This is a genomic window from Mycoplasmopsis agalactiae (genome assembly GCF_000089865.1).
In the GTDB taxonomy this organism is placed as follows: domain Bacteria; phylum Bacillota_I; class Bacilli_A; order Mycoplasmatales; family Metamycoplasmataceae; genus Mycoplasmopsis; species Mycoplasmopsis agalactiae_B.
The window spans coordinates 907325-928845 of record NC_013948.1 but is presented as its reverse complement, the minus strand read 5'-3'; the positions used below and the strand labels follow the sequence as shown (position 1 = coordinate 928845).

24 protein-coding genes and 1 tRNA gene are annotated in these 21521 nt (G+C 29.8%); 18 read left to right on the top strand and 7 right to left on the bottom strand.

The annotated features are described in order from the left end of the window. The first annotated feature begins 16 nt into the window (after positions 1–16). From MAGA_RS03970 to MAGA_RS03955, 4 genes are all read left to right on the top strand, one after another. On the top strand, positions 17–529 hold the full coding sequence (locus tag MAGA_RS03970) for an adenine phosphoribosyltransferase (RefSeq protein WP_013022312.1): 513 nt from the start codon (positions 17–19) through the stop codon (positions 527–529). Between the two features lie 131 nt (positions 530–660). Next, complete coding sequence (locus MAGA_RS03965) at positions 661–1326, top strand: hypothetical protein (RefSeq protein ID WP_042509414.1); 666 nt, start codon at positions 661–663, stop codon at positions 1324–1326. A 319-nt stretch (positions 1327–1645) separates the two neighbouring features. Then, a complete protein-coding gene (locus tag MAGA_RS03960) occupies positions 1646–2674 on the top strand; it encodes an IS30 family transposase (protein WP_013021693.1) in 1029 nt (342 codons plus the stop codon). A gap of 212 nt (positions 2675–2886) precedes the next feature. Next, positions 2887–3801, top strand: coding sequence for a phosphatidate cytidylyltransferase (locus MAGA_RS03955; RefSeq protein ID WP_013022310.1), 915 nt, complete (start codon positions 2887–2889; stop codon positions 3799–3801). A 48-nt stretch (positions 3802–3849) separates the two neighbouring features. Here the strand turns inward: MAGA_RS03955 and pgsA are convergent, their stop codons facing one another. Further along, entirely contained in the window at positions 3850–4458 is a 609-nt protein-coding gene (gene pgsA / locus MAGA_RS03950) for a CDP-diacylglycerol--glycerol-3-phosphate 3-phosphatidyltransferase (protein ID WP_013022309.1), read from the bottom strand. Then, a complete protein-coding gene (locus tag MAGA_RS03945) occupies positions 4445–4978 on the bottom strand; it encodes an MHJ_0274 family protein (protein ID WP_013022308.1) in 534 nt (177 codons plus the stop codon). The genes pgsA and MAGA_RS03945 overlap by 14 nt, the downstream gene beginning before the upstream one ends. Before the next feature lie 64 nt (positions 4979–5042). Between MAGA_RS03945 and MAGA_RS03940 the strand changes: the two genes are divergently transcribed. Beyond that, a tRNA-Ser gene (locus MAGA_RS03940) sits at positions 5043–5132 on the top strand. Between the two features lie 131 nt (positions 5133–5263). On the opposite strand, the gene MAGA_RS03935 is transcribed toward MAGA_RS03940, so the two are convergent. The 4 genes from MAGA_RS03935 to MAGA_RS03920 all read right to left on the bottom strand — a co-directional run bounded on the left by MAGA_RS03935 (position 5264) and on the right by MAGA_RS03920 (position 9331). Further along, positions 5264–5950: a hypothetical protein gene (locus tag MAGA_RS03935; protein ID WP_013022307.1), complete on the bottom strand. Its 687-nt coding sequence runs from the start codon at positions 5948–5950 to the stop codon at positions 5264–5266. Positions 5951–6141: 191 nt separating this feature from the next. Continuing rightward, complete coding sequence (locus MAGA_RS03930) at positions 6142–7041, bottom strand: Cof-type HAD-IIB family hydrolase (RefSeq protein WP_013022306.1); 900 nt, start codon at positions 7039–7041, stop codon at positions 6142–6144. 2 nt (positions 7042–7043) lie between these two features. Next, positions 7044–8540 carry a 2,3-bisphosphoglycerate-independent phosphoglycerate mutase gene (gene gpmI / locus MAGA_RS03925; RefSeq protein ID WP_013022305.1) on the bottom strand — a complete coding sequence of 499 codons (1497 nt, stop codon included), beginning with the start codon at positions 8538–8540 and terminating at the stop codon, positions 7044–7046. A 125-nt stretch (positions 8541–8665) separates the two neighbouring features. Next, positions 8666–9331: an MAG0920 family protein gene (locus MAGA_RS03920; protein WP_013022304.1), complete on the bottom strand. Its 666-nt coding sequence runs from the start codon at positions 9329–9331 to the stop codon at positions 8666–8668. A 250-nt stretch (positions 9332–9581) separates the two neighbouring features. On the opposite strand from MAGA_RS03920, the gene dnaX reads away from it, so the two are divergent. From dnaX to MAGA_RS03880, 8 genes are all read left to right on the top strand, one after another. Further along, the gene (gene dnaX / locus MAGA_RS03915; protein WP_013022303.1) at positions 9582–11426 is read left to right on the top strand and encodes a DNA polymerase III subunit gamma/tau; all 1845 of its coding nucleotides are present in this window, start codon (positions 9582–9584) and stop codon (positions 11424–11426) included. 16 nt (positions 11427–11442) lie between these two features. After that, positions 11443–11733: a YbaB/EbfC family nucleoid-associated protein gene (locus MAGA_RS03910; RefSeq protein ID WP_042509413.1), complete on the top strand. Its 291-nt coding sequence runs from the start codon at positions 11443–11445 to the stop codon at positions 11731–11733. Between the two features lie 2 nt (positions 11734–11735). Next, positions 11736–12323, top strand: a complete 588-nt coding sequence (locus MAGA_RS03905; RefSeq protein WP_013022301.1) for a toprim domain-containing protein — start codon at positions 11736–11738, stop codon at positions 12321–12323. Between the two features lie 15 nt (positions 12324–12338). Then, positions 12339–12986 carry a dTMP kinase gene (gene tmk / locus MAGA_RS03900; RefSeq protein ID WP_013022300.1) on the top strand — a complete coding sequence of 216 codons (648 nt, stop codon included), beginning with the start codon at positions 12339–12341 and terminating at the stop codon, positions 12984–12986. Then, positions 12986–13888, top strand: coding sequence for a DNA polymerase III subunit delta' (locus tag MAGA_RS03895; protein ID WP_013022299.1), 903 nt, complete (start codon positions 12986–12988; stop codon positions 13886–13888). Before tmk ends, MAGA_RS03895 begins: the two co-directional genes overlap by 1 nt. Continuing rightward, on the top strand, positions 13881–14600 hold the full coding sequence (rsmI, locus tag MAGA_RS03890) for a 16S rRNA (cytidine(1402)-2'-O)-methyltransferase (RefSeq protein ID WP_013022298.1): 720 nt from the start codon (positions 13881–13883) through the stop codon (positions 14598–14600). The genes MAGA_RS03895 and rsmI overlap by 8 nt, the downstream gene beginning before the upstream one ends. A gap of 135 nt (positions 14601–14735) precedes the next feature. Then, the gene (locus MAGA_RS03885; protein ID WP_226876352.1) at positions 14736–15473 is read left to right on the top strand and encodes a hypothetical protein; all 738 of its coding nucleotides are present in this window, start codon (positions 14736–14738) and stop codon (positions 15471–15473) included. A gap of 246 nt (positions 15474–15719) precedes the next feature. After that, on the top strand, positions 15720–17393 hold the full coding sequence (locus MAGA_RS03880) for an MBL fold metallo-hydrolase RNA specificity domain-containing protein (RefSeq protein ID WP_013022296.1): 1674 nt from the start codon (positions 15720–15722) through the stop codon (positions 17391–17393). 37 nt (positions 17394–17430) lie between these two features. Here the strand turns inward: MAGA_RS03880 and MAGA_RS03875 are convergent, their stop codons facing one another. Continuing rightward, entirely contained in the window at positions 17431–18054 is a 624-nt protein-coding gene (locus MAGA_RS03875) for a DUF402 domain-containing protein (RefSeq protein ID WP_013022295.1), read from the bottom strand. Between the two features lie 273 nt (positions 18055–18327). On the opposite strand from MAGA_RS03875, the gene MAGA_RS03870 reads away from it, so the two are divergent. From MAGA_RS03870 to MAGA_RS03850, 5 genes are read left to right on the top strand one after another with little or no spacing between them, the layout of a single operon-like run. Next, positions 18328–18543 (top strand): MAG6790 family protein, encoded by a 216-nt coding sequence (locus MAGA_RS03870; RefSeq protein ID WP_004024108.1) that lies wholly within the window; start codon positions 18328–18330, stop codon positions 18541–18543. A 53-nt stretch (positions 18544–18596) separates the two neighbouring features. Then, a complete protein-coding gene (trmB, locus tag MAGA_RS03865; protein WP_013022294.1) occupies positions 18597–19214 on the top strand; it encodes a tRNA (guanosine(46)-N7)-methyltransferase TrmB in 618 nt (205 codons plus the stop codon). A gap of 3 nt (positions 19215–19217) precedes the next feature. Further along, on the top strand, positions 19218–19871 hold the full coding sequence (locus tag MAGA_RS03860) for a chromate transporter (RefSeq protein WP_013022293.1): 654 nt from the start codon (positions 19218–19220) through the stop codon (positions 19869–19871). Then, complete coding sequence (locus MAGA_RS03855; protein ID WP_013022292.1) at positions 19871–20539, top strand: chromate transporter; 669 nt, start codon at positions 19871–19873, stop codon at positions 20537–20539. Before MAGA_RS03860 ends, MAGA_RS03855 begins: the two co-directional genes overlap by 1 nt. A 33-nt stretch (positions 20540–20572) precedes the next feature. Next, positions 20573–21490: an RluA family pseudouridine synthase gene (locus MAGA_RS03850; RefSeq protein WP_013022291.1), complete on the top strand. Its 918-nt coding sequence runs from the start codon at positions 20573–20575 to the stop codon at positions 21488–21490. Positions 21491–21521: the final 31 nt, after the last annotated feature.

The following is a 21521-nucleotide window of genomic DNA, read 5'->3' as shown; positions in this document are numbered from 1 at the left end:
ACTTTAAAGGGAAAATATGGATTTAAAAAAATATATTAGAGATGTAAAAAACTTTCCTAAGCCAGGAATTTTATTCAAAGATATTTCACCACTTTTAGCTGATGGTGAAGCGCTTAATTATACAATCACAAGCATGGCTGATGTTGCTAAGGATGTTGATGTAATAGTTGGGCCTGATGCCAGAGGCTTTTTATTTGGAACCCCTACAGCAGCTGTACTTAAAAAACCTTTTATTATGGTTAGAAAGCCAGGGAAATTACCAGGGAAGGTAATTTCTAGAGAATATGATCTAGAGTATGGTAATAATATTTTACAAATTCAGGCAGGCTTTATTAAAAAAGGTCAAACAGTAGCAATAGTTGATGATGTTTTAGCTACTGGGGGCACAATTAAAGCCATAATTAAGCTTCTTAAAGAGCAAGGAGCTATTATAAAAAAAGTTATTATACTTTTAGAGCTAACTGATTTAAATGGTAGAGACAGCATTAATGAAGACGGAATTGAAATAGTTTCACTAGTTAAATTTTAGCAATTATGAAAATTAAAGCCAGAGGGCTTTTTTATTTTGCAAATTATTAATACGCCTATAAAATAGCCATATTTTTCATTTAAAAATAAATTTAACAGTACAAAAAAATAAAAAAGTATTATCATTATTGCATGATAACAAAAGTGAATAATAATAGCTCTAGTGCTGTTAAAAGTAGATGAAAATTTAGATATTCTAGCAGCAACACAACATATTTAATGGCTAATTTAAGTATTTATTTAGCTTGGTTTATTTTAAGTGCAACAGTGCCAAATATTGGATATTTAAACTTAGGATATACGCAAATAACTTACCTTGCGGCGCTAACAGTTATTGCTACATTCCACTTAGGGTTTGTAGGAAATATCTCTGTCGGACTATTTTTTGGCTTATCTTCTTGATTTGCTGCCTATATTTATGGAATTCCTAAATATCAATATTTTGATCTTTCAGTCATACCAAGAGTTGAGGTTGCTCTCGGAGTTTATGTTTTATTTTGAGTATTTAATGTTTTTAAAAAGCCAGCTGTTTGAAAATTAACACTTTTAGGTGTAATTTCAACTATGTTAAATCATTATTTTGTGTTCTTTGCACAATATTTACATGAATTAATTAGGCCTGGTGATCTTGGCAAAAATGGTGTGCCTCCAATTGCTGTTTGATTATTTGTAAGGCTATTTAATATTATTTCTGAGCCAATTCTAGGTGGAATGTTATTATTTGCAATGTATCCAGCTTTAATTGCTCTAAGAGAACAATTTAAATCTATAAAAAAACTATATTACTATATTCATTAACGAAGTAAAAAGCACCACAAGTTAACTTGCGGTGCTTTCTATTGCCTTTTGTTAAAATTTGAGTAACTAACTTAAAAAGAAAGGCTTTTAAATTATATATGATTAGCAATGACAAAAATACTAGTTATTCAACTGACATATGCTTGTTTAAAAAAAACTAAATTTGCACAGCAAGTACAAGTTTAATTATGTACATTATGTGATTGATGAAACACATTGAGATGAAATACTAACTAAGTCAAATCTCAAAACCAATAAAAATAACATTAGCCCATTAAGACTTAAAGAAATTCTTGAAAGACTAATTGCAGGCTATGATATGAAAACTGTTTCTAACATCGTAGGGTTTAAATCAAGATCAATTTATAACTTATTTGACAGAATTAAAATTGAGACAAAGCGTGGTTATGCTAAATACCAAAAGAAATGTAAATTGTGTGGTATGGATTTAAAAGGCAAAACGATATATGTAATTAGTGCTCTCAAATTTTTAAACTTAATTGAAACAAGGAACGATTCAAAAAGATTAGAAAACAATCCTAAATTGCTGATGAAGCACATTGACTTTTTTAAGTTTTACGAGCAGTTACTATACTTTTATTTAAAGAATAGAAATAGTTTTAACTTGGAAAATAAAGCCGTTAAACAGTCTGTTGCTAGCATTATTTTTAAATACATAAGAAAACTAGAAGCACAAGGAAAACTTCAGAATTCATATATTCCATCAGTTCAAAACTTTTACCGTATATTGGCTAAACATAGTACTTTTGGTCTAAAATTAGATATTCTTCCATATAAATCAAATGGCAAATATGGAAGCCGCACAACTGTAAAGCACGAAACCAAGAAAAAGACAATAGGCAAACTTATTACTGAACGTCCAGAATCAGTTAATTTAAGATTAAATGACAACGATTATGAAATGGACACTGTAATTGGTTTAAGATCTGATAATTATTGCATTCTTACATTAATCAACAGAAAATCTAGAATGTTTTATTGCACTCTATCTAGAAGAAATGCAAAAGCAATAAAAGAAAATTTAGAGAAATTGATTAAGAACAATAATCTTATTATTGACACATTAACTATTGATAACGGAAGTGAAAATTACAAACTTCCAGAGATAGAATATATCAGAGAAATTTTTCATTGCCACCCTTATTCATCATCAGAAAAAGGTAGTATCGAAAATGCTCATAGACTATTAAGAAGATACGTTCCAAAAGGAAAATCTATAGATAGATATGTTGGTCAAGATCTAAAACCAATAGCAGATTTTATAAATTCACACCCAAGAATTTATAAAGGAATTTCTGGCTTTAAATGTGCTAAGCAAATGCAATAAAAATTAACATCAACACAAAATTCCGCACTTTTGAGTACTCAAAAGTATCTTTTCTTTATTTTTTTTTACTCTTTTAGTCATTCTCTTGTTAGAACTTCCAAAAATTGGTATTATTTTTCCGATACTCAAAAAAGGCGCTTTTTACTTTAAGAATTTATAAAACTATATTACTAATTTATTAATATTCAAATATACAAATATAATATTAAGATATGAAAATATTAAAAGAAAGAGTTTTGCCAGCTGTTGTTGGAGTTTTAATAATTGCAAGCGCCATAATTCCATTTGCGATTTTTGGTGCAAGCCACTATGAAGCCAGGATTGCTGCTTATATAATGGCAACAGCTGCTGTCTTTATCTTATCATTTGAAATTTTAAATGCTTTTGGTGTGAAACTAGTTTTTAGAATTTTTGTCTCAATGCTAGCAGCTTTAATGACTTTTATGCCTATAGACACAGCAGAGACTTTATTAAAGCCTGGCTCGTTTGATAGAACTCAATTGCTTATACTGATTAAAAATTCTGTTTTTAATTGACAATCGTTATTAATAATTTCTGTTATTGCTTTGATATTTGTTTTGATTGAGCTGCAAAGCAGAACCAACATGACAGCAGGAGACAGATTCTTGCGTTTTGTTCATATTTGGTTTTCATTTTTTTATGTTATAAATTCAATCATATTTTTACTTTTGGCAACATTTAGAGACTGAATGATTGTACTATTTATCTTACTAGCTCCTTCGCTGGCTGATATTGGTGGATTTTTTGGTGGTAAGTTCTTTGGTAAAAAATGAATTAAGGCTAGTTTTGCTCCAAATATTTCGCCAAAGAAAACTTGAGAAGGTTTTATAGTTGGAGTTATAGCTTGTTGAATATTTGCAGCAGGAATGATATTCGGTTTAGGTTTAATGGAAAATAAAGTTATTCCACAAACATTTGTATTTTCAATTACTCCTTTTGCTTCAGTAGCGGGCGACTTATATTTTTCATATTTAAAGAGACTAAATGCTACAAAGGATTATTCTAAAATACTTTTAGGCCATGGCGGGCTTATGGACAGACATGATAGTATTTCATTTGTGGGCACACTTGTAGCAATGGTTTACTTCTTTATTTCAGTAAAATAAAATCAGCGACTAGGCTGATTTTTATTACTATGAAACAGACAAATTGGGCTATTTTGTCTTTATATATGAACGTATAGATTGATAGTATTTATAGCCTGAGAAGATGCTAAAGAATAGGGCAAGTAGCATTGGAATATTGATTGCATATAAAATTAATCAATCTTTTCAGTTTGAAACAAGTGAGAAATTAAAGGCAACTGCTACAACAAGCACAATTATAATAGCAATTGTTTGAGTCAAAGTTTTTAGCTTACCCCATATTGATGCCTTGACATCAATATTATTTTGAGCCATCAGAACTCTTATAGCATCAACAATCAAGTCCCTAGCAACAAATAAAATTGTTATTCATAAAGGAATAAAGCCAAAAATTGAAAGCGAAATTAAGGTAGTTGTGACAATTAATTTATCGGCAATAGGATCAAATAGCTTCCCAAATGAAGTTACTTGCTTGTTTTTTCTAGCTAATCAGCCATCAAGGTAGTCAGTAATCATTGCTGCTATAAATATAGCTAAAATTAAGCTTAATAATATCCTACCAGCTATTTTATAAACAACTATGTGGCGTTGAATTAAAACACCATATAAGATAACTAATACTAATAGCGGGATAAATAAAATCATTCTTAAAAGAGTAAGTTTATTAGGCAAGTTCATTTGTAATTAGCCCCTTTTCATAAAATTCACGAATCTTAAGGGTTTCTTGGGCAACTCTTTCTGCAACATATTCTGAATCTATATCTGCAATCGTTCTCTCTAATTTGAACTTGATAAAATCACATTGACTAGATCAGTTGTTGCATCTAGTATGAGTCAGAGTAATAAAGTCTTTTAAAAATTCAGAATTGGTGTCTGATGAGATAATATATTCTTTGAATTCTAGATCATCTTCAATAGTTTTTAAGTATTTGTTAGCAACAGAAACAATGTCCCGCATTTTAAATGCTCCGATTGAAGGTTCAAATTTTTGTAAGAATTCCTCATTAATATCCATTAAGCATTTTATCCTGATGGCTATTAAATTGGCATACTCAGCAGCTTTTTTTCTAAATTCAGCATCTTGCTTTTCTTTTCTTTTCTTGTTTATTTTGTTCTTAGCAGAACTAATGATAAACATAGCTAAAATTATCCCTACAAGAACACCTAAAATTATTCACATTGTTAATGTTCCATCCATAAGAACTCCTTAAGTTTGTATATTATTAATATTTTAAATTATAATTTAAAAGATTTATGAAAAACGATGGTTGCTCGAGTGGCTGAAGAGGTCTGTCTCGAAAACAGATAATGATGCAAATCATTCAAGGGTTCAAATCCCTTACCATCGGCCATATAATTAGTTACCAAAAAACTGACAGCTCTGCCAGTTTTTTTAGTTGTGTTTTAGTGGTTTTTATTGTGGTCTTAGGTGCGTGATCGAAAAGTTTGATTGTTCTCTAAAACATTCGGCCTAATTATTTTTTTATTTATCAGGCTTATGCCTTTTCTTATTAGATGCGTCATAGCTACCTGTTTCATAGTGCTTTTGGTTATATGAATCATCATAGTTATTTGTCACATATTTTCTAGATTTTACTTTATTATTGCTAGATAAATTGTTTATTTGTGCTTCATAAGTGTTTGTATAGCCATATTCTTCATCATACTTTGTTGAAATAGTTTGGGTTTGGTCATTTGATAATGATCTGCTTTCTTTTAGAAATTTAATATTAAAACTACTTGTGTGCTTGAGATTATTTTGACGTTTGTTGATAATGCTTAAGTAAATCAGAAAAAACGGATTCAAAACAATGGCAACCATTAAAAAATATTTAGCAAGTTTTAAATCGCTATATTTTCTTGCATTTCAAATAGTTTGTTTCATTTGCGCCCAGAGTCCAAAGCTAAGTGTTAAAAATAAAAGAATTATGCTAGTTAACGCAATAACAAAAATAATTCCAGGCTTTTTGACTGATTCACTTGAAAATACTGCAATTAAAGTAAGAAATATAATAAGCAAACTAAGGAATAAAGAGGAAAGGAAAACTCAAAGAAGAATGTTTCATACAGATTTTTTAAGACTCATATAGTGGAATCACTCTTCTCATCTAAAAAACCTGTCTTTTTGGTCTGTAAATTGAAGCACATTTTTATTATTATTTAGATTCATAATTACCAAATCCTGAAAAGTTAATGAATAACTATATAAATTATACTAATGATGAACTGCTAAAATATAAAATACTGAGAATCAATAGTTGAAAATGTTATGCTGAATGATAAATAATGAATGTTTCCTACTTAAAAAATCGACCATTTAACCCTATAAAACAGCCTAAATGGTCGATTGTAAAGTTGCAATTATTTTTCTTGTGCTTTGGCACGATAGAATGCGTTTTTAGCTTCTTTAATTTTTTGTTTCTCTAATTTGTCTTCATTTGCTTGACGAAGAATATCGAATTTAGTTCTAAATATATAATCTTGGATGGCTTCTCCTAAGCCATTTTGCATAACATCACTTGTGTAGTATTTTGCAACCTCCTTAACACTCTTTGGCGAATTGTCCATAGCATATGAAAAGCCAATTGCTTTAAGCATTGTTAAGTCATTGTTACTATCGCCAATACTCATGCAGTAATTAGGATCAGCATCTAAATGATTGCATAACCATAGTGCCCCTGTTCCTTTATTAACGCCCGGCGCTGTTAGTTCCATATGCATTCCCATGACAGCAAGGTCAGCCTGGATGCTTAAATTATGAATATCAGCTACAATTTTTTCTTTATTTTCAGGATTAGGATAAATTTCAATTTTGAATATGTTGCTAATGATTTTTTCATCTTCATCTAGTCAGCCCGGGAATTCAAAAAATTCAGTTAAAAAATCTTTTACTTTTTGGTTGCTTGTAACCATGTAGTAGCCGTTTTTACCAAAGAAACAGGCAGATTCATCATATTTTTTGATTATGTCTAATACTGCAGAAACAATATCAGAACTTAGTTCTGATTCATACAAGTACTCTTTGCTTTCAATATCAAGAATTGCTGAACCATTAGCAGCAATAATATATTTAGCCTTTAATTCATGAGCCATTTTAAGCATTTTTGGAAGTGGCGGATTACCAGTGTTTAGCACAAGAGTTATATTGTCGTTTTCAACTGCTTCTAAAATACTTTTTCTGGTTTCTGGATTCTCTCTTTTATCCGGGAAAGAGCAAATTGTGCCATCTACATCACTAAATATTATTCTCTTAATCTTCATAATTATCTTTCAATTAACGATTCTTCATCCATTTCAATTGGTTTAGCAACATTAATGTAATCTAAAATAGTTGGGGCAATGTTAGCTAGTTTTCCATCTTTCAATTTTATACTTTTATCACTGCAAATAAGCATTACTGGACTTTTTGTATGCTTCGTAGCAGGATTGCCGTTTTCATCTTCAGTTATTTCCGCATTACCATGATCAGCAGTAATAAAAACAGTTATATTGTTTTCGTTTGCAAAGTCTATTACTCTTTTTATTTGCGAATCTAAAAATGATACTGCTTTGATAGTTGATTCTAAATTGCCGGTGTGTCCAACCATATCGGGATTAGCATAATTCATAATTGTTACATCATAGTTTAAGCAGTTAGCTAAAAGCTCATCAGTAATTTCTTTAGCTGACATTTGAGGAGCGTCAGCATAGCTTTCAACCTTTAATGATGGCACCATTATACGTTTTGAGTTTTTAAACACAACATCAACGCCACCATCCATAAAATAAGTTACATGGGCATATTTTTGAGTTTCAGCAACTCTAAGTTGTGACAAGTTTGCTAATTCTAAAACTTTGCCAATTGGCATCTTAACTTCCATTTCATGAATAGCAACTAATGTGTTAATGCCTTCATATTTCATTAATGAAGCAAATTTTGATATATGTACAGGATGTTTAGGCTTAGCGTCATATAAGTCCGAGCCAATAAACAAGTGTGTAAGCTGTCTTGCTCTGTCAGGTCTAAAGTTAAAGAATATTATCGAATCATTATCTTTGATAAATTCAGCATCCTTGTTGCATGCTGGAATGAAAAATTCATCGCTTATTCCTTCCTCATATTGTTTTTTGACATAGTCAATTACATTTGTAAATTTATTTTCTGCTTTGCCAATCATGGCTTCATAGTGAACTTCTACTCTGTTGAACATTTTGTCACGATCCATGCCATAGAATCTTCCGCCGATTGTGGCTATTTTATAGCCATATTCATCGCATAAAGCTTGCAATTTCTCTAATGATGGAATTATTGACTTTGGCGCAACATCTCTTCCATCTCCAATAGGATGAACAGACACCTTTTTAAGCCCATAATTATGCGCCATTTCAAGTAATTTAAATAAATGATCTTCTAGTGAGTGCACACCACCAGGGCTTAACAAGCCCATTAAGTGTAAAGTAGTGTTTTTGTCTTTAACGTCTTTAAATATTTCGTTAAACACAGGATTTTTTTCAAATTCTCCGTCTTTAATTGCCTTATTAATTAAGCTTAAGCCAGTGTAAACAACTGTGCCAGCTCCTATATTAAGGTGACCTACTTCAGAATTACCCATTTGTCCTGCTGGCAAGCCAACAAATTCACCACTAGCTTGTATTATACTGTTAGGATATTGGCTAAAAAGCATATCAAAAGTAGGTGTGTTTGCTAACTTAAATCCATTACCTTGCTTTTGTTCTCTAAGACCTAGCCCGTCAATAACTATTAAAATAGTTTTTTTCATATTTTGTTCTCCGTGCAAAGTCATATCTAATATATGACAGCTATTTAAATTTTATTATAAATAAGGCAATAAAAAAGGGCTTTAAGTCCCGGGAAGGTATATTTATGGGTATATTTGCACAAGAGTTACTTATGCTCAATATATCTATGATATAGGTCATAAAACATATTAATGTTAGCAATTTTGTTATTTACTCTTAGCCTGTCATAATCTTGCACTAGTCAGTAGTAGATATATTTTTCTATATTTTTGTCTTTAATTGAATCTACTGTATTGCTAAATGATAATTTTGAATATTGGAAAGTATATTTTGAATGAACTACGTCAACTTGCTCGCAAATAACTTCTTTGTCAAAAAGCTGGGTTAACTCAACTCAATCTGGGTTTAAAGAATTTAGTTTTTTTCACTTTAAAAATTTTACTAGCAGCACTATAACATAAGCAAAAAAGGCAAGATCAATGATGCCAAAGAGCACAATGAAAAGAATTGCAACTTTGAAAAGGCTATCTGCATTATCATGTGTGTTTTTAGCTAAAAACACTGAAATAATAATCAAAAGGAAGTTAATGATTAAGGGCACAATGCTAATAATGAGAGCAATTCTTAATATAGAATTAGCCTCTTCAAAAAACATATTATTAACCTTGATTTTATGTTTTATTAGGTATTTTTTTGCATAAGTTATTTTGGCATGAAAATGCTTAGCTTTTGACGAAAGCAGCAAAATCAGAATTGTTGCATGCAAGGAAAAAAGAATAGCCAGGATAATAAATAATTCTTTAAACTCCATTACTCAGCCTTTCTGGTAGTTATAATTTGCCTATTTCACTGTTTTATAGTTATTTTGGTAAATTAGATGCTTAAAATTTATGTTGATTTATATACAAAAAATAATTTTCAAAATTCTTATTGAATTATACTTATTTATTACTAGTGTGTTAGCTATATGGAAATGATAATAAAAGGTGAATTCAATATACAAATCAATACAATTTAATATATTATAATATTTAAAATAAAGCATCTTTTTGGGGTAATGTATGTCTTATAAAGCATTGTATAGAAAATATAGACCTAAGTGTTTTGATGATGTAAAAGGGCAGGATTACATTATTCAAACACTCAAAAACATTATAAGAAACAGAAAAATAAGCCATGCATATCTATTTTGTGGCCCAAGAGGTGTTGGAAAGACCTCGGTTGCTCGAATTTTTGCAAATTTAATCAACTGTTATCATAACAATGATGACTATAGCAAGCTATGCCAAATATGTGAAGAAAATGGCAGCAATACTATTGATATTATTGAAATGGATGCTGCATCAAATAATGGTGTAGATTCAATTAGAGAACTTAGAGACAAAATTCAGCACCTACCTTCAGCAGGCAATTATAAAATTTACATAATTGATGAAGTTCATATGCTTTCTAAAGGAGCTTTTAATGCTTTATTAAAAACATTAGAAGAGCCACCAGCACATGTTATTTTCATTTTTGCAACAACAGATCCTCAAAAAATACCTTTAACAATTTTATCTAGGGTGCAAAGATTTAATTTTAGAAGAATGAGTAATGACACTCTTGTTAAGCAAATTAAAAGCATTTTAGAACAAGAAGACATAAAGTATGATGCAGAAGCATTGCCTTATATTGCAAGATTAGCAGTAGGAAGTATGAGAGATGCTTTGTCAATTATTGATCAAGCTAATGCATATGGTAATGGTTATATAAAATTCTCAGACGTTATGTATTCATTTGGCATAACTAGTAATGACAATTTGATAAAAATCATTAACAGTTTATATAATGGCAAGCCTGAAGAAGCATTGATGTTACTCCAGGATTTAAAAAATGGCGGTATTGATCCTAAGCAGCTTGTCGAAAGCTTATTATCTATTTTTAAAGACTTTATAATCTATGAAAAAACTTATAAAGATTCACTGTTTGAAATTTTGACACTAGATCAGTTTAATACACTGGAGTTTGATTTACGATACGCAGTGAATTCTTCTGAATTACTCTATAAATTAGCCAAAGAAATGTACTACGCTAGTGGCAATTTATTCCAGTTAATTGAATTGTACTTAGTCAAAATGGCTAGGGAAATAGAGCCTAAAGAAGAAAAAAAGGAACAGGTAATAATGCAAGTTGATAAAGATGAAAAGAAAGCTAGAATTGATAGCATAAATGAGATATTAAGTCAGACACAAGAAATTGTGCTTGAATCTAATAATGATTCATCAATAAATGACATTCTTTCTAGCGACATATTAACAAATGAGCAAGGCGATTCTGAAAGTGATTTTTCAGAAGAAAGTCCATTAATTAACACAAGTGAAATTGACCTTACTCAGTTTGATGACGATGAACCAAAAATTAAGTTGTTTCCAAAATATGATAAAAGTTTTGATGATGCTAAGGAATTTACTCCGAAGTTTAGTGTTGAGCAACTAAAAAGTGCTTTAATTTTGTCTGATCAGCAACAGTTAAAAAGTGCTTCGATGACTTTAAATTATTTAGTGAACTTGTCTGATAACAAGGAATACAAAGAACTTATAGATGTGCTTAAAAATGTAAATATTAAAGCTGCTGGTGAAAATTATATTGTGCTCACATCTGCCAATATTTCAGCTCTTAATTATTTGCAATCAATTAGTTATAAACAAAATTTTCAAGAATTTATTAAGGAAAATTTTGGCTCATATAAACACATGATTTTTTATGAAAAATCTAAATTTAAGGAAGTAGCCTTAGAAGTTGTTTTAATACTTAGAAGTGATAATGCTGATGAGATTAAAAAAGCACAAGCTTTTGCTGACGTTGTGGTTGAGAAAGAGCACAGTAGCAATAAACAATTGTTTGATTTATTAAGTTCTATAAAATAGGAAAGTAGGTAAAATTATGGATCAAAATATGCTAAGAAAAATGCAAAAATTACAAAAGGAATTGGAGCAAAAAACTGAAGAATTTATGGAGCAAGAATTTAAGGCTTCTAAACACGGTGTGACAGTAGTTGCCAAGGGTAGTAAAAAAATTGTGTCAATTAAAATTGAAGACTCAAATTTATTAGATCCAGAAGATCCTGAAATTATTGAAGATGTAATTCTTTTACTTTTAAATGAATTATTTACAGAAATTGATGAAAAACAACAAGCCCTTATGCCAGCAATGCCTTCAGGTTTTGGCTTTTAATTATGAACATTAAAACTATTGATGAATTAACTAAGAAGTTATTGTCAATACCAACAATAACTAAAAAGCAGGCCGAAAAGCTTGCTGATTATATTTTGAAAAGTCCTAAGGATGAAATAAAGCAAACACTAGAGTATATTTTGGATACTAAGGACAAAATTGGATTTTGTAAAAAGTGCAATTTTATAGTTGAAAACGGAAAATGTGTCAACTGTGATCGATTTAATTTATGAAACACTTTGATTGTTGTTGAAAGTGTTGCAAGTGTTAAAAAGATTTTTGATACCGATTTTTATAATGGATACTTTTTTGTCTTGCCATACTTATTGTCTATGTCGCCAAAAAATGCCAAAGTTGATTTTAATTATGAGCACTTAGTTAATTTCATTAAGACCAAGAAAATAACTGAAGTAATAATTGTGCTTAGCCCTACTATTGAAGGGCAAATGACGACAGCGCAACTAATGCAAATTTGTAGAGAAATTGATGTCAAAGCAACTAGGGCTGCTGTAGGGCTTCCATTAAATTCTAATATTGAATATATCGACGAATTCACCATTAAACAAGCTATAGAGAACAGAACAAAATAATTTTTTAGGAGCAGTATGTTTATAACTTTTGAAGGTTTGGACGGAAGCGGAAAAACTACTATTCTACAAAAATTGGTTGAAAAACTATTAGAGAAAAAGCCTGCTCTAAGTTTTATAGTAACTAGAGAACCAGGCGGTAAAAATGTTAGAGAATCAGAAAAAATTAGGGAGCTAATTTTAGACAAAGAGTCGCGTTTGTCTCCAATTTCTGAAGCTCTTTTGTACACTGCCAGCAGACGGATTCATATTGAAAAAGTTATACTTTCTGCACTTAAAGAAAACAAATTAGTTCTATGCGATAGATATATCGACAGTTTCTATGCATACCAAGGTATAGTTAGGGGTTTAGGCTTATCATTTGCAAAGCAACTTACTGAAATGGTTATTGAGAGCACTATTCCTGATATAACTATTTTTATTGATATAACTGCTGAGCAAAGTGAATACCGGAGAAATGTTTCAAGACTAATTAGTGATCGTCTTGATTCAGAAAGCTTAGAATTTCATAAAAAAGTTTTTGACGCTTACAAAGAAGTAATTAATTTAGACCCTAAGCGTTTTATTATTGTTAATGGCTTGCAAAGCATTCCTGAAATCTTAGATGAAATAGTTGAGAAGCTGTTCCAAAATAAGAAGTTTGATGAGTGATGGAAGAATAATTAATGGTTAGTGAAAATTTAATAAAAATTTTAGATAATTCAATTTCTCAAAACAAGATTAGTCATTGCTATTTGCTTAGTTCTAGTTCAAATATTGATATTAATGAATCACTTATTTACTTTATTAACAGGGTCAATAACAGTCAAATTACATCATTAAATGAGCAAGAGTTGCCTGCTAATGTTATGTTTTTTAATGAAGATTTATCTAAGTCCAAAATTGTATCTGTAATGGAAAACAGCACACTGGCTTCATTTGTCCAAAATGCCTATAAAATAATCATTTTGAAAGAAATTGACAAAGCTTCAAATGCCAGTTTGAATGCGCTATTAAAGAATATTGAAGAGCCAAGTTCAGACACAATATTTTTGCTTACTACAAGAAATATTAATGCAGTTTTACCAACAATACAATCACGTTCAATTGTTATTAATGTTAAAGCCCCTAGTTATTTAGACATAGAAGCAGAATTAATAAATAAAAACTATCCTAAAGAACAAGCATGGTTTTTTAGTTATGTATTTAATGATTTATCGCAGTCTGAGAAATATTTAAATAATGATTCATATGAATTAGTATTAAATTTATTAGAAGCTGTGAACAAAAGCTTTAAAGAAAAATATCATTTGTATGTCTTTTTAACTAAATTTAGTAAAAAAGAGAACAAAAACACAATGGCTTTTTTAGCCTTGTGTCTTAAGTTTATTTTTTCATGAATTTGAAATAAATTCAGTTTCAAGAATCCATTAATGAAAAAAGTAGCAAGCAAACTAAAGGATGCAAAAATTGACTATTTTGCCTTGTTTACAGCCATAGACGAATATCTTGATAGTTTAGAATCTAACGAAAATTACTTTTTGCAAACTGAGAGAATGCTGACTAAAATAGTAGGTGCTTATGAGTAAAATTTACATTGTTGGTACACCAATTGGTAATCTAAAAGACATAACTTATAGAGCAGTAGAAACTCTAAGGTCAGTTGACTGAATTGCTTGTGAAGATACAAGAGTGACTGCAAAGCTTTTGGCAGCTTATGATGTAAAAAAACCATTAGTAATTCATAATAAAAATAATGAAAAGAGCTCTGCCAAGTCAATAATTGATAGATTGATACAGAATGAGCAAAACATTGCCTTAGTTTCTGATGCAGGCATGCCATTAGTTAATGATCCAGGTTTTGAAATTGTTAAATTAGCTAATGAAAATAACATAAGTATTGAAATTATTCCGGGTGTCAGTGCATCAATTACAGCATTTGCGCTTAGCGGACTATCAAGCACATTTGTGTACATGGGTTTTCCTAAAGAAAAAGAAGGCCAAAGAATTAAACAGATTGAATCTTTTAGCTCTGAGCATGCTTATGTATTTTATGTAGGCAATAGTAAGATTGAAAAATTTTTAACTGAGATTTATAAAGTATGAAATAGTGATGCAACTGTGTTTTTAGCTAGAGAAATGACCAAAATTCATGAGCAGTTTTACTACGGAGATGCAAACAAAGTTTTAAATGAATTAAAGAGTGGATCTGCTAAAGGCGAGTTTACAATTGTTATTAAATTAAAAGAAGCAAAACGAGAAAAAATCAATAAGTATGCTGATTTTTCTAAAGTCAAATAGCTCTATTTTAAAGTTAAATTAGTAAATTTTGTATATGTTAATATTTACACATTAGCATATTTTTTTTATTCATTAATTTTATCAATATTTTTTGTTCGGAATATGATTGCAAACGTTAAATATCGAGGTAAATTCATGAAAAGAATTAGAAATAGATTATTGACATTTGGAAGTATTGCAGTTATTGCAGTTTCACCTGCTTTTGTAGCAGCAGCTACAGCAAAAGGCAGAATGCCTGAAAGCGTTAAATTAAGAGACTTGCTTTTACAAAGAGAACAATTACATGGTGCCATTAGTAAGACTGATGATAAAATCAAAAACATTACTGTGCTAATTAATGATTTAGAAACAAACTTAGAAAAACTTCAAAAAGATGCAATGCCTAAAATTTCTAAAATTGAAAAAGAAATTACAAGTGCAAGCAATGAATCTGAAAAACTTAGTTCTGAATTAAGAGATGCTGAAAAGACTTATGAAAGTGTTAATAAACAATATGATCTACTTAAAAGATTCAAAGATTTCACAGATAAAAAAATAAATGAGCTTAACTACGAGCATATAGAAGTGGACGGAGAAAATGTGTCTGATATAAACGATGCAAAGAAAAAATTCGAAGAAGCTGAAAAATCTCGTAACGAACTAAGCCAAAAAATTGAAGTTATCAAAAAAGGCGTAACTGAAAAACAAAATACTATTGAATCACTTAAAAAAGACAAACAAAACATTATTGACAAAATTGAAAATACAAAGAATGAGATAACTAAGAATAAGAAATCTTTAGAACAAAATGAAGCAAAAATGATGGAATCTAAGGTAGAATTAAGCGGAACAAATTTTGAAATTAAGATTGAGGAAGAAAGATTAAATTGATAAGCAAGCTGTAACCTAGCTTGTTTTTTTATTTGACTTAAGCTATCAAGCCAGCATAAAATTTACATTTGCATATTTGACTAAAAATCCTATAAAACAGTCTAATAATTCATTGATAGTATTGCATAGCAAATAGAAAATTAACTATAAAAGCATAATCATCAAAATTTCATTATGTGGTAAAATTGAAATTAAATATTATGTTTTTTATTTCAATTTAATAATTTATTTTTATTTATGGAGGTCTTAATGAACCATATTAATATATTTGCTCTTGGTGGACTTGACGAAAATGGCAAAAATTGCTACATTTTGGAAACATTTGATGAAAAAGGCGAAAACAAAAAAATATATGTAATTAACTCAGGTGCTAAAGTTCCTATTAATTCGAGCAATAAAATCGACACTTTGATTCCTAATTTCAACTATTTAATTAAAAACAAGGATGCTATACAAGGCGTTTTTGTTACTGATGTTAAAAATGATTCATTTAGTGCACTTCCATGATTATTAATGAAAATGCCAACAGTACCTGTTTATACATCTAAGTTCAATAAAGTATTAATTATGGAAAGATTGTCTAAGTATAAGTTAGACCTGAAAAAGGTTAAGATTAATATTTTAGACAGACCTACCAAAGTTGGCGACATTTTTGTTAATCCAATTGAATTAGCAGGCTCAATGCCAGGACACATTGGTCTTGATTTTATTACTCCAAGTGGTGACTATTTGTTTATGTTCAACTTTGTTGAGGCAAATTTAGGTATATATGGAAACTTAGATTTTGATGAAATGCCTAAAAAATTCTTTGCAAAAAGAAAGATTAAGGCATTAATAGTTGATTCAGGAAACTCAAATCAAAATTGTAGAGCAGCTGACAAAATTGTTTTACCAAGAAATGTAAGAGAAGCATTTTTTAGCGCAAGACCTGATCAAAGAATCATTGTTGGTGCTTATGATGAAGAAATGTATTCGATAAGTCAAATTTTAGATTTTGCATATGAAGCAAAAAGACCAGTAATAGCTTATGGAAAAACATACGGACAAGTTTTAAGTTTAATTAAGTCAGTAGTTCCTGATTTGAGATTGCCTAAAGTTTTAGACTATAAGTATGCTAATAAAGTTAAAAATGCAGTTATTTTAGTTACTGGAACTGTTGAAAGATTGCACTCAAGATTTGCAAGAATTACGGACAACAATGATGTTTATTTAAAACTTCAAGAAAGTGACACTGTTATAATGATTGCTCCTGCAATCAATGGATTGGAGTCTTTAGAAGCTGTAGTGCTTGATGATATTGCTAGAGTCAGTCCCAAAGTTATGGAGCTTAATAATTTTGAATTTTTCCACCACCATCCAGCTAGAGAAGATCTTGCAAAGTTAATTAATATTTTAAAACCTGAATATGTAATACCTGTTCAAGGGCTATATAGATACTTGCAAGATGCACAAAGGTATATTGTTAAAAATGTAGGATTTAACTCTAAAAATGTTTTAGTGTTACAAAATGGTCAAGTTGCGCATTTTGACAACGGTAAACTTGGCTCATACAAGAGAAAAATCAAAGAAGTTGGCGATGTTATTGTTGATGGTTTTGGTGTTGGCGATATAAATACGGAAGTGCTTAATGAACGTGAAGTTTTAGGTCGTGAAGGTGTGGTTTTAGTTGCCATTAGATATAATCCAATTAAGAAAAAAATAGTTGGAAAAGTGCAAATTAATACAGTTGGCGTAATAAGTAAAGAAGAAAAGTCTGAGGCAAACGACTTAATTAAAGCAACACTTTTAAATGTAATTGAAGGCAAAAAGTTTGAAAGTTTAAGAGAGTTTCAAAATGTTTGCAGGCAAGCAATTAGAAAAAGAATATTTAAAGTCTTTAGCAAGGAGCCTATTGTTGTTGTTTCAGCAGTTAGCACACAGTAAGAGACCAAAAGGATTATAAAAAAGGCAAAAAAGCGAATTACTCGCTTTTTTTCTTTGATCTTTTTTTGTTTTTTGAGGCTCTGAATTTCTTTGCAATGGAACAATCTTTAATGCCTAAATCAATGTAATAGTTAATTATTTCATCATTAAAAAAGTAGCCTTGTCTTTCGTAATGCTGCATAACTTCTTGTGTGCCGTCTCAAACTAATTGTTTAAGCTTATCTGGATATTTATAACGCCGTGAGTTTTCTTTAAACTCTTCGCTATCCACAATAGAGACAGTATTTGATGGATAAGCTTTTATATCTAGGTCAAAGTCAATGAACTTTATCGTATTATCTTCGTAAATAGGATATGAAGCAACATTAATATATGAATAATTTTGCTTTTTGCTTGGCTTTAAAAGAATGAGAGCATTATACATTGAACGTTTAGGTAAAAATCATAATACATAGTCTCTGTAGACTCAATTATGATTATTTTGTTCACTAACTCTTGTTTTGTACATTAAAAGGACATAGTGTTTGCTGGTATTTCTAAGAACTTTTACACCATTTCATTGTCTATATAGTGTGCCATCATATTTATAGGCTTGTACATCTATAATTGATCCTTCAACAGGGAAAGAAATTCTCTTGCCTTTGTTCTGTTCGGCAATCATAGCTCCCCTTTGTGTAGTGAGAATTTATGTATTTATTAATATTTTTATAAATTATTTGTTTTATTTGTGCTTATTTAGCTAATAATTAATATTTTAAATTTAGTAAATGTTATTGTATTTTTGGATACATTATTATTATATTGTAAAAGAGCTAAAAGCTAAGAAAGCAAGGAGCAAAAAACTTGTGTAAAATGTGACTTAAAACCATAATTAATATTTGCCTTTGCTATAATTTAATAAGGTAGACAATGACTTGTCTACTTAAGGAGATTTATGTACAAGTATAAAGCTAAATTAATTGTCAACCAAGAGATTATTGCAACTGCAAATAGTTTGGAAGATATTGAAGCTGCTGTACTAGGATATCGTCGTAAACAAAAAGTGGGCGATCATACTAGCGGTAACGAAAAAGTAGAGATTATTCATGTTGAAAGAGATTCTCTAAAAGGTAAACATAAATCTAAGGAAGTTGTATTAAAAGTTATTTAATATTCATTTAAGCAGTGGAAATTCCGCTGCTTTTTTGATAGAATTATTTATAAATGAGATTGCGTTATGATAAGAATGCTGAAAGCAAGCTAGAAATGTCCAATTACCTTATAAAACAGGGCGATTCGAAAATTTTGCTGGATGATAAAACAATATTAGAAATTGGTATGGGTAAGGGTGAAATGATAGTTGAATTAGCTAAAGCTTATCCTGAATTAAACTTTATTGGCTTAGAAAAATATCCAACTGTGGCTGCTAAGTGTATAAAAAAAGCAAACGAATATAAGCTTTCAAATTTTAAAATTTTGATTGATGATGCTTTTAAAGTTGACGAGATTTTTGAAGGGCAGTGCAAAGTTATATGACTAACTTTTAGCGATCCTTGGCCTAAAGCTAGACATCAAAAAAGAAGGCTTACACATCCATTGTTTTTAGAAAAATATAAGAAAATTCTTGATAAAGACGGCATTTTGAAGTTTAAAAGTGACAGTGATGGCCTTTATGAATTTTCACTTTTATCCCTACAAAACAGCCATTGAAGAATTATTGATCATGGAATTGATTTACATAATTCAAAGCACAATGAAGAGAATTATCAAACAGGATACGAAAGAAAATGGTCAGCAAAAGGCAAGAAAATTAATTACATTTTTGCACAAAAGGATGAATAAAATATGCACACAGAAGAGTTAGTAAATAGAGTCAAGCCTTCATTTTGAAGAGTACTTTGATTTATCATATTCACTTCGTTTATTGGCTTTGGAGGTGGTAATGCTTTGTTGCCAATTTTTAAACGATACTCAGTTGATAAATATCGCTGATTGAGTGAAAAAGAGTTTGAAGAGAATGTTATTTTAACCAACATGCTTCCTGGCGCTTCAGTTATTGAGGCCTTGAGTTATATTGCTTTTAAAACTTTAGGTTTTTGAAAGGCATTAATTGTTATTGTTTTTGGTGTCTTACCTCATGTAATTTTTGGTTTCTTGATTTTTTACTTTACTCAATATATTCCTCTTAAATATCTTTTTGTGATTGAAGTTGCTGTCTTATCGACAATAATTGGTTCATTGATTGTTTTTGTTTATAACTATGTTAGAAAAGGACTAAAAGCCATTAAACAATGGCTATGATTTTTACTATTTTTAATAACTATTTTATACGCGCTCTTTGTGCCTGCTCCATATAATATGCCAGTTATTATTATGGTTACAATAATGGTTATTTTTACAATTGTTTACTTTTCAAGAAAGAAAATAATTAAAAACAAGAAAAACCATAAGAGTGATTTGATTATTCCTAGTGAAGATCATTCGAAAGGTGGTAAATAATGACCTTTTTAATGATACTAACTACCATAATTTTCATTATATTTATTAGTTTGTCAGTATTTGGTGGTGGACAGATCTTTATGCCTATATTTAGCTGACTTTGGGAATTTTTGAATAAACATTTTGCAACCAATGTTGATAGCCAAACTGTGTCAAACTTATTTACAATAAGTAATGCAACTCCAGGCGTTTTTTCTACTAAATTAGCCTTTGCCACAGGCTATTTGGTTGCAAATGGCCACTGATGAGGCTTTATATTTACATTCTTTACTTATTTAACATTTGTTCTTGTACCATTTTTAGCAATGTTTTTCTCAATGAAGCTAATGTCAAGCAAAAATAAGTCACCATTTTTGCAAGGGTTAGTAAAAATTATGAATCCAGTAATTGTTGGAATTATTGGTGCGCTAATTATTCAACTCATAATAGGAATAGCATTCCCACAAGTTATTTTTAATAAATCTATTAGCGACTATGCCAAGATTGATAATATGAAAATAAAGGCTCAATATTTTGAAAAAATAGGTATGCCAATTTTATTCATTTATGTCTTGTTTACAGTCATATTCTCATCAATTATGTACAAAAAGAAATTCCCAGTAGTTCTACTTATTTTAATTAATGTTGTTCTTGCTTTCCTTGTATTTTGTCCTTGATTAGTTAGTTAAATTATTTATTTAATAATTTATAATTCAAAACAAATGATTCAATTAGAAGTTAAATACAAAGAAAGAATAGACAAGTACATAAGCGATAATTCTGAAATTACTAGAAATGATGCTAAGGCGTTAATTGAGCAAGAAGCTGTTTATGTAGATGATAAAAAATTTGTTAGAAAACCTAATTACATGGTGCGTGAAGGAATGGTAATTACTGTTTTAAGATTACTTGAAAAAGAAAGTAATATTGAAGCTGTTGACATGCCACTTGATATTAGGTATGAAGATGAGTATTTGTTAATCTTAAACAAGCCTAGCGGATTAGTTGTTCATCCAGCACCTGGTCATCTTAATGACACTTTAGTTAATGCACTAATGTATCATTTTAAAAACAATTTATCAGATACAAATGGTTTATTGCGCTTAGGAATTGTGCACAGAATTGATAAAGATACCAGCGGACTTTTAATTATTGCTAAAGATAATGAGACTCACAATGAATTAGCTAAAATGCTTAAAAATCACCAAATTAAGCGTACTTATTTAGCTATTTGTGAAGGAATACTGCCTAATAAAGTAACTAAAATTAATTTGCCTATTCAAAGAGATACAAAAAATAGAAAGCTAATGAGCATACATAAAGATGGCAAGAGTTCAGTTACATATGTACATATGCTTAAAAGTTTTTACATTGATAATAAGCCTTATTCTTTAGTAAAATGTGAGCTTGAAACTGGAAGAACACACCAAATTAGAGTGCATTTAACATATATTAAGCACCCTGTGTATGGTGATAGTATTTATGGCAAAAGTGTTGATGAATTTAATCAAAGATTGCATGCATATAAGTTGAGTTTTATACATCCAGTTACAAATAAATTAATCGAAGTGTATTCTGATATACCTAAAGAATTTGATATTGCTGAATATGATTACGAATTATTAAAAAATGATAATTAATAATATATTATTTAGTTAATTATTAATATTT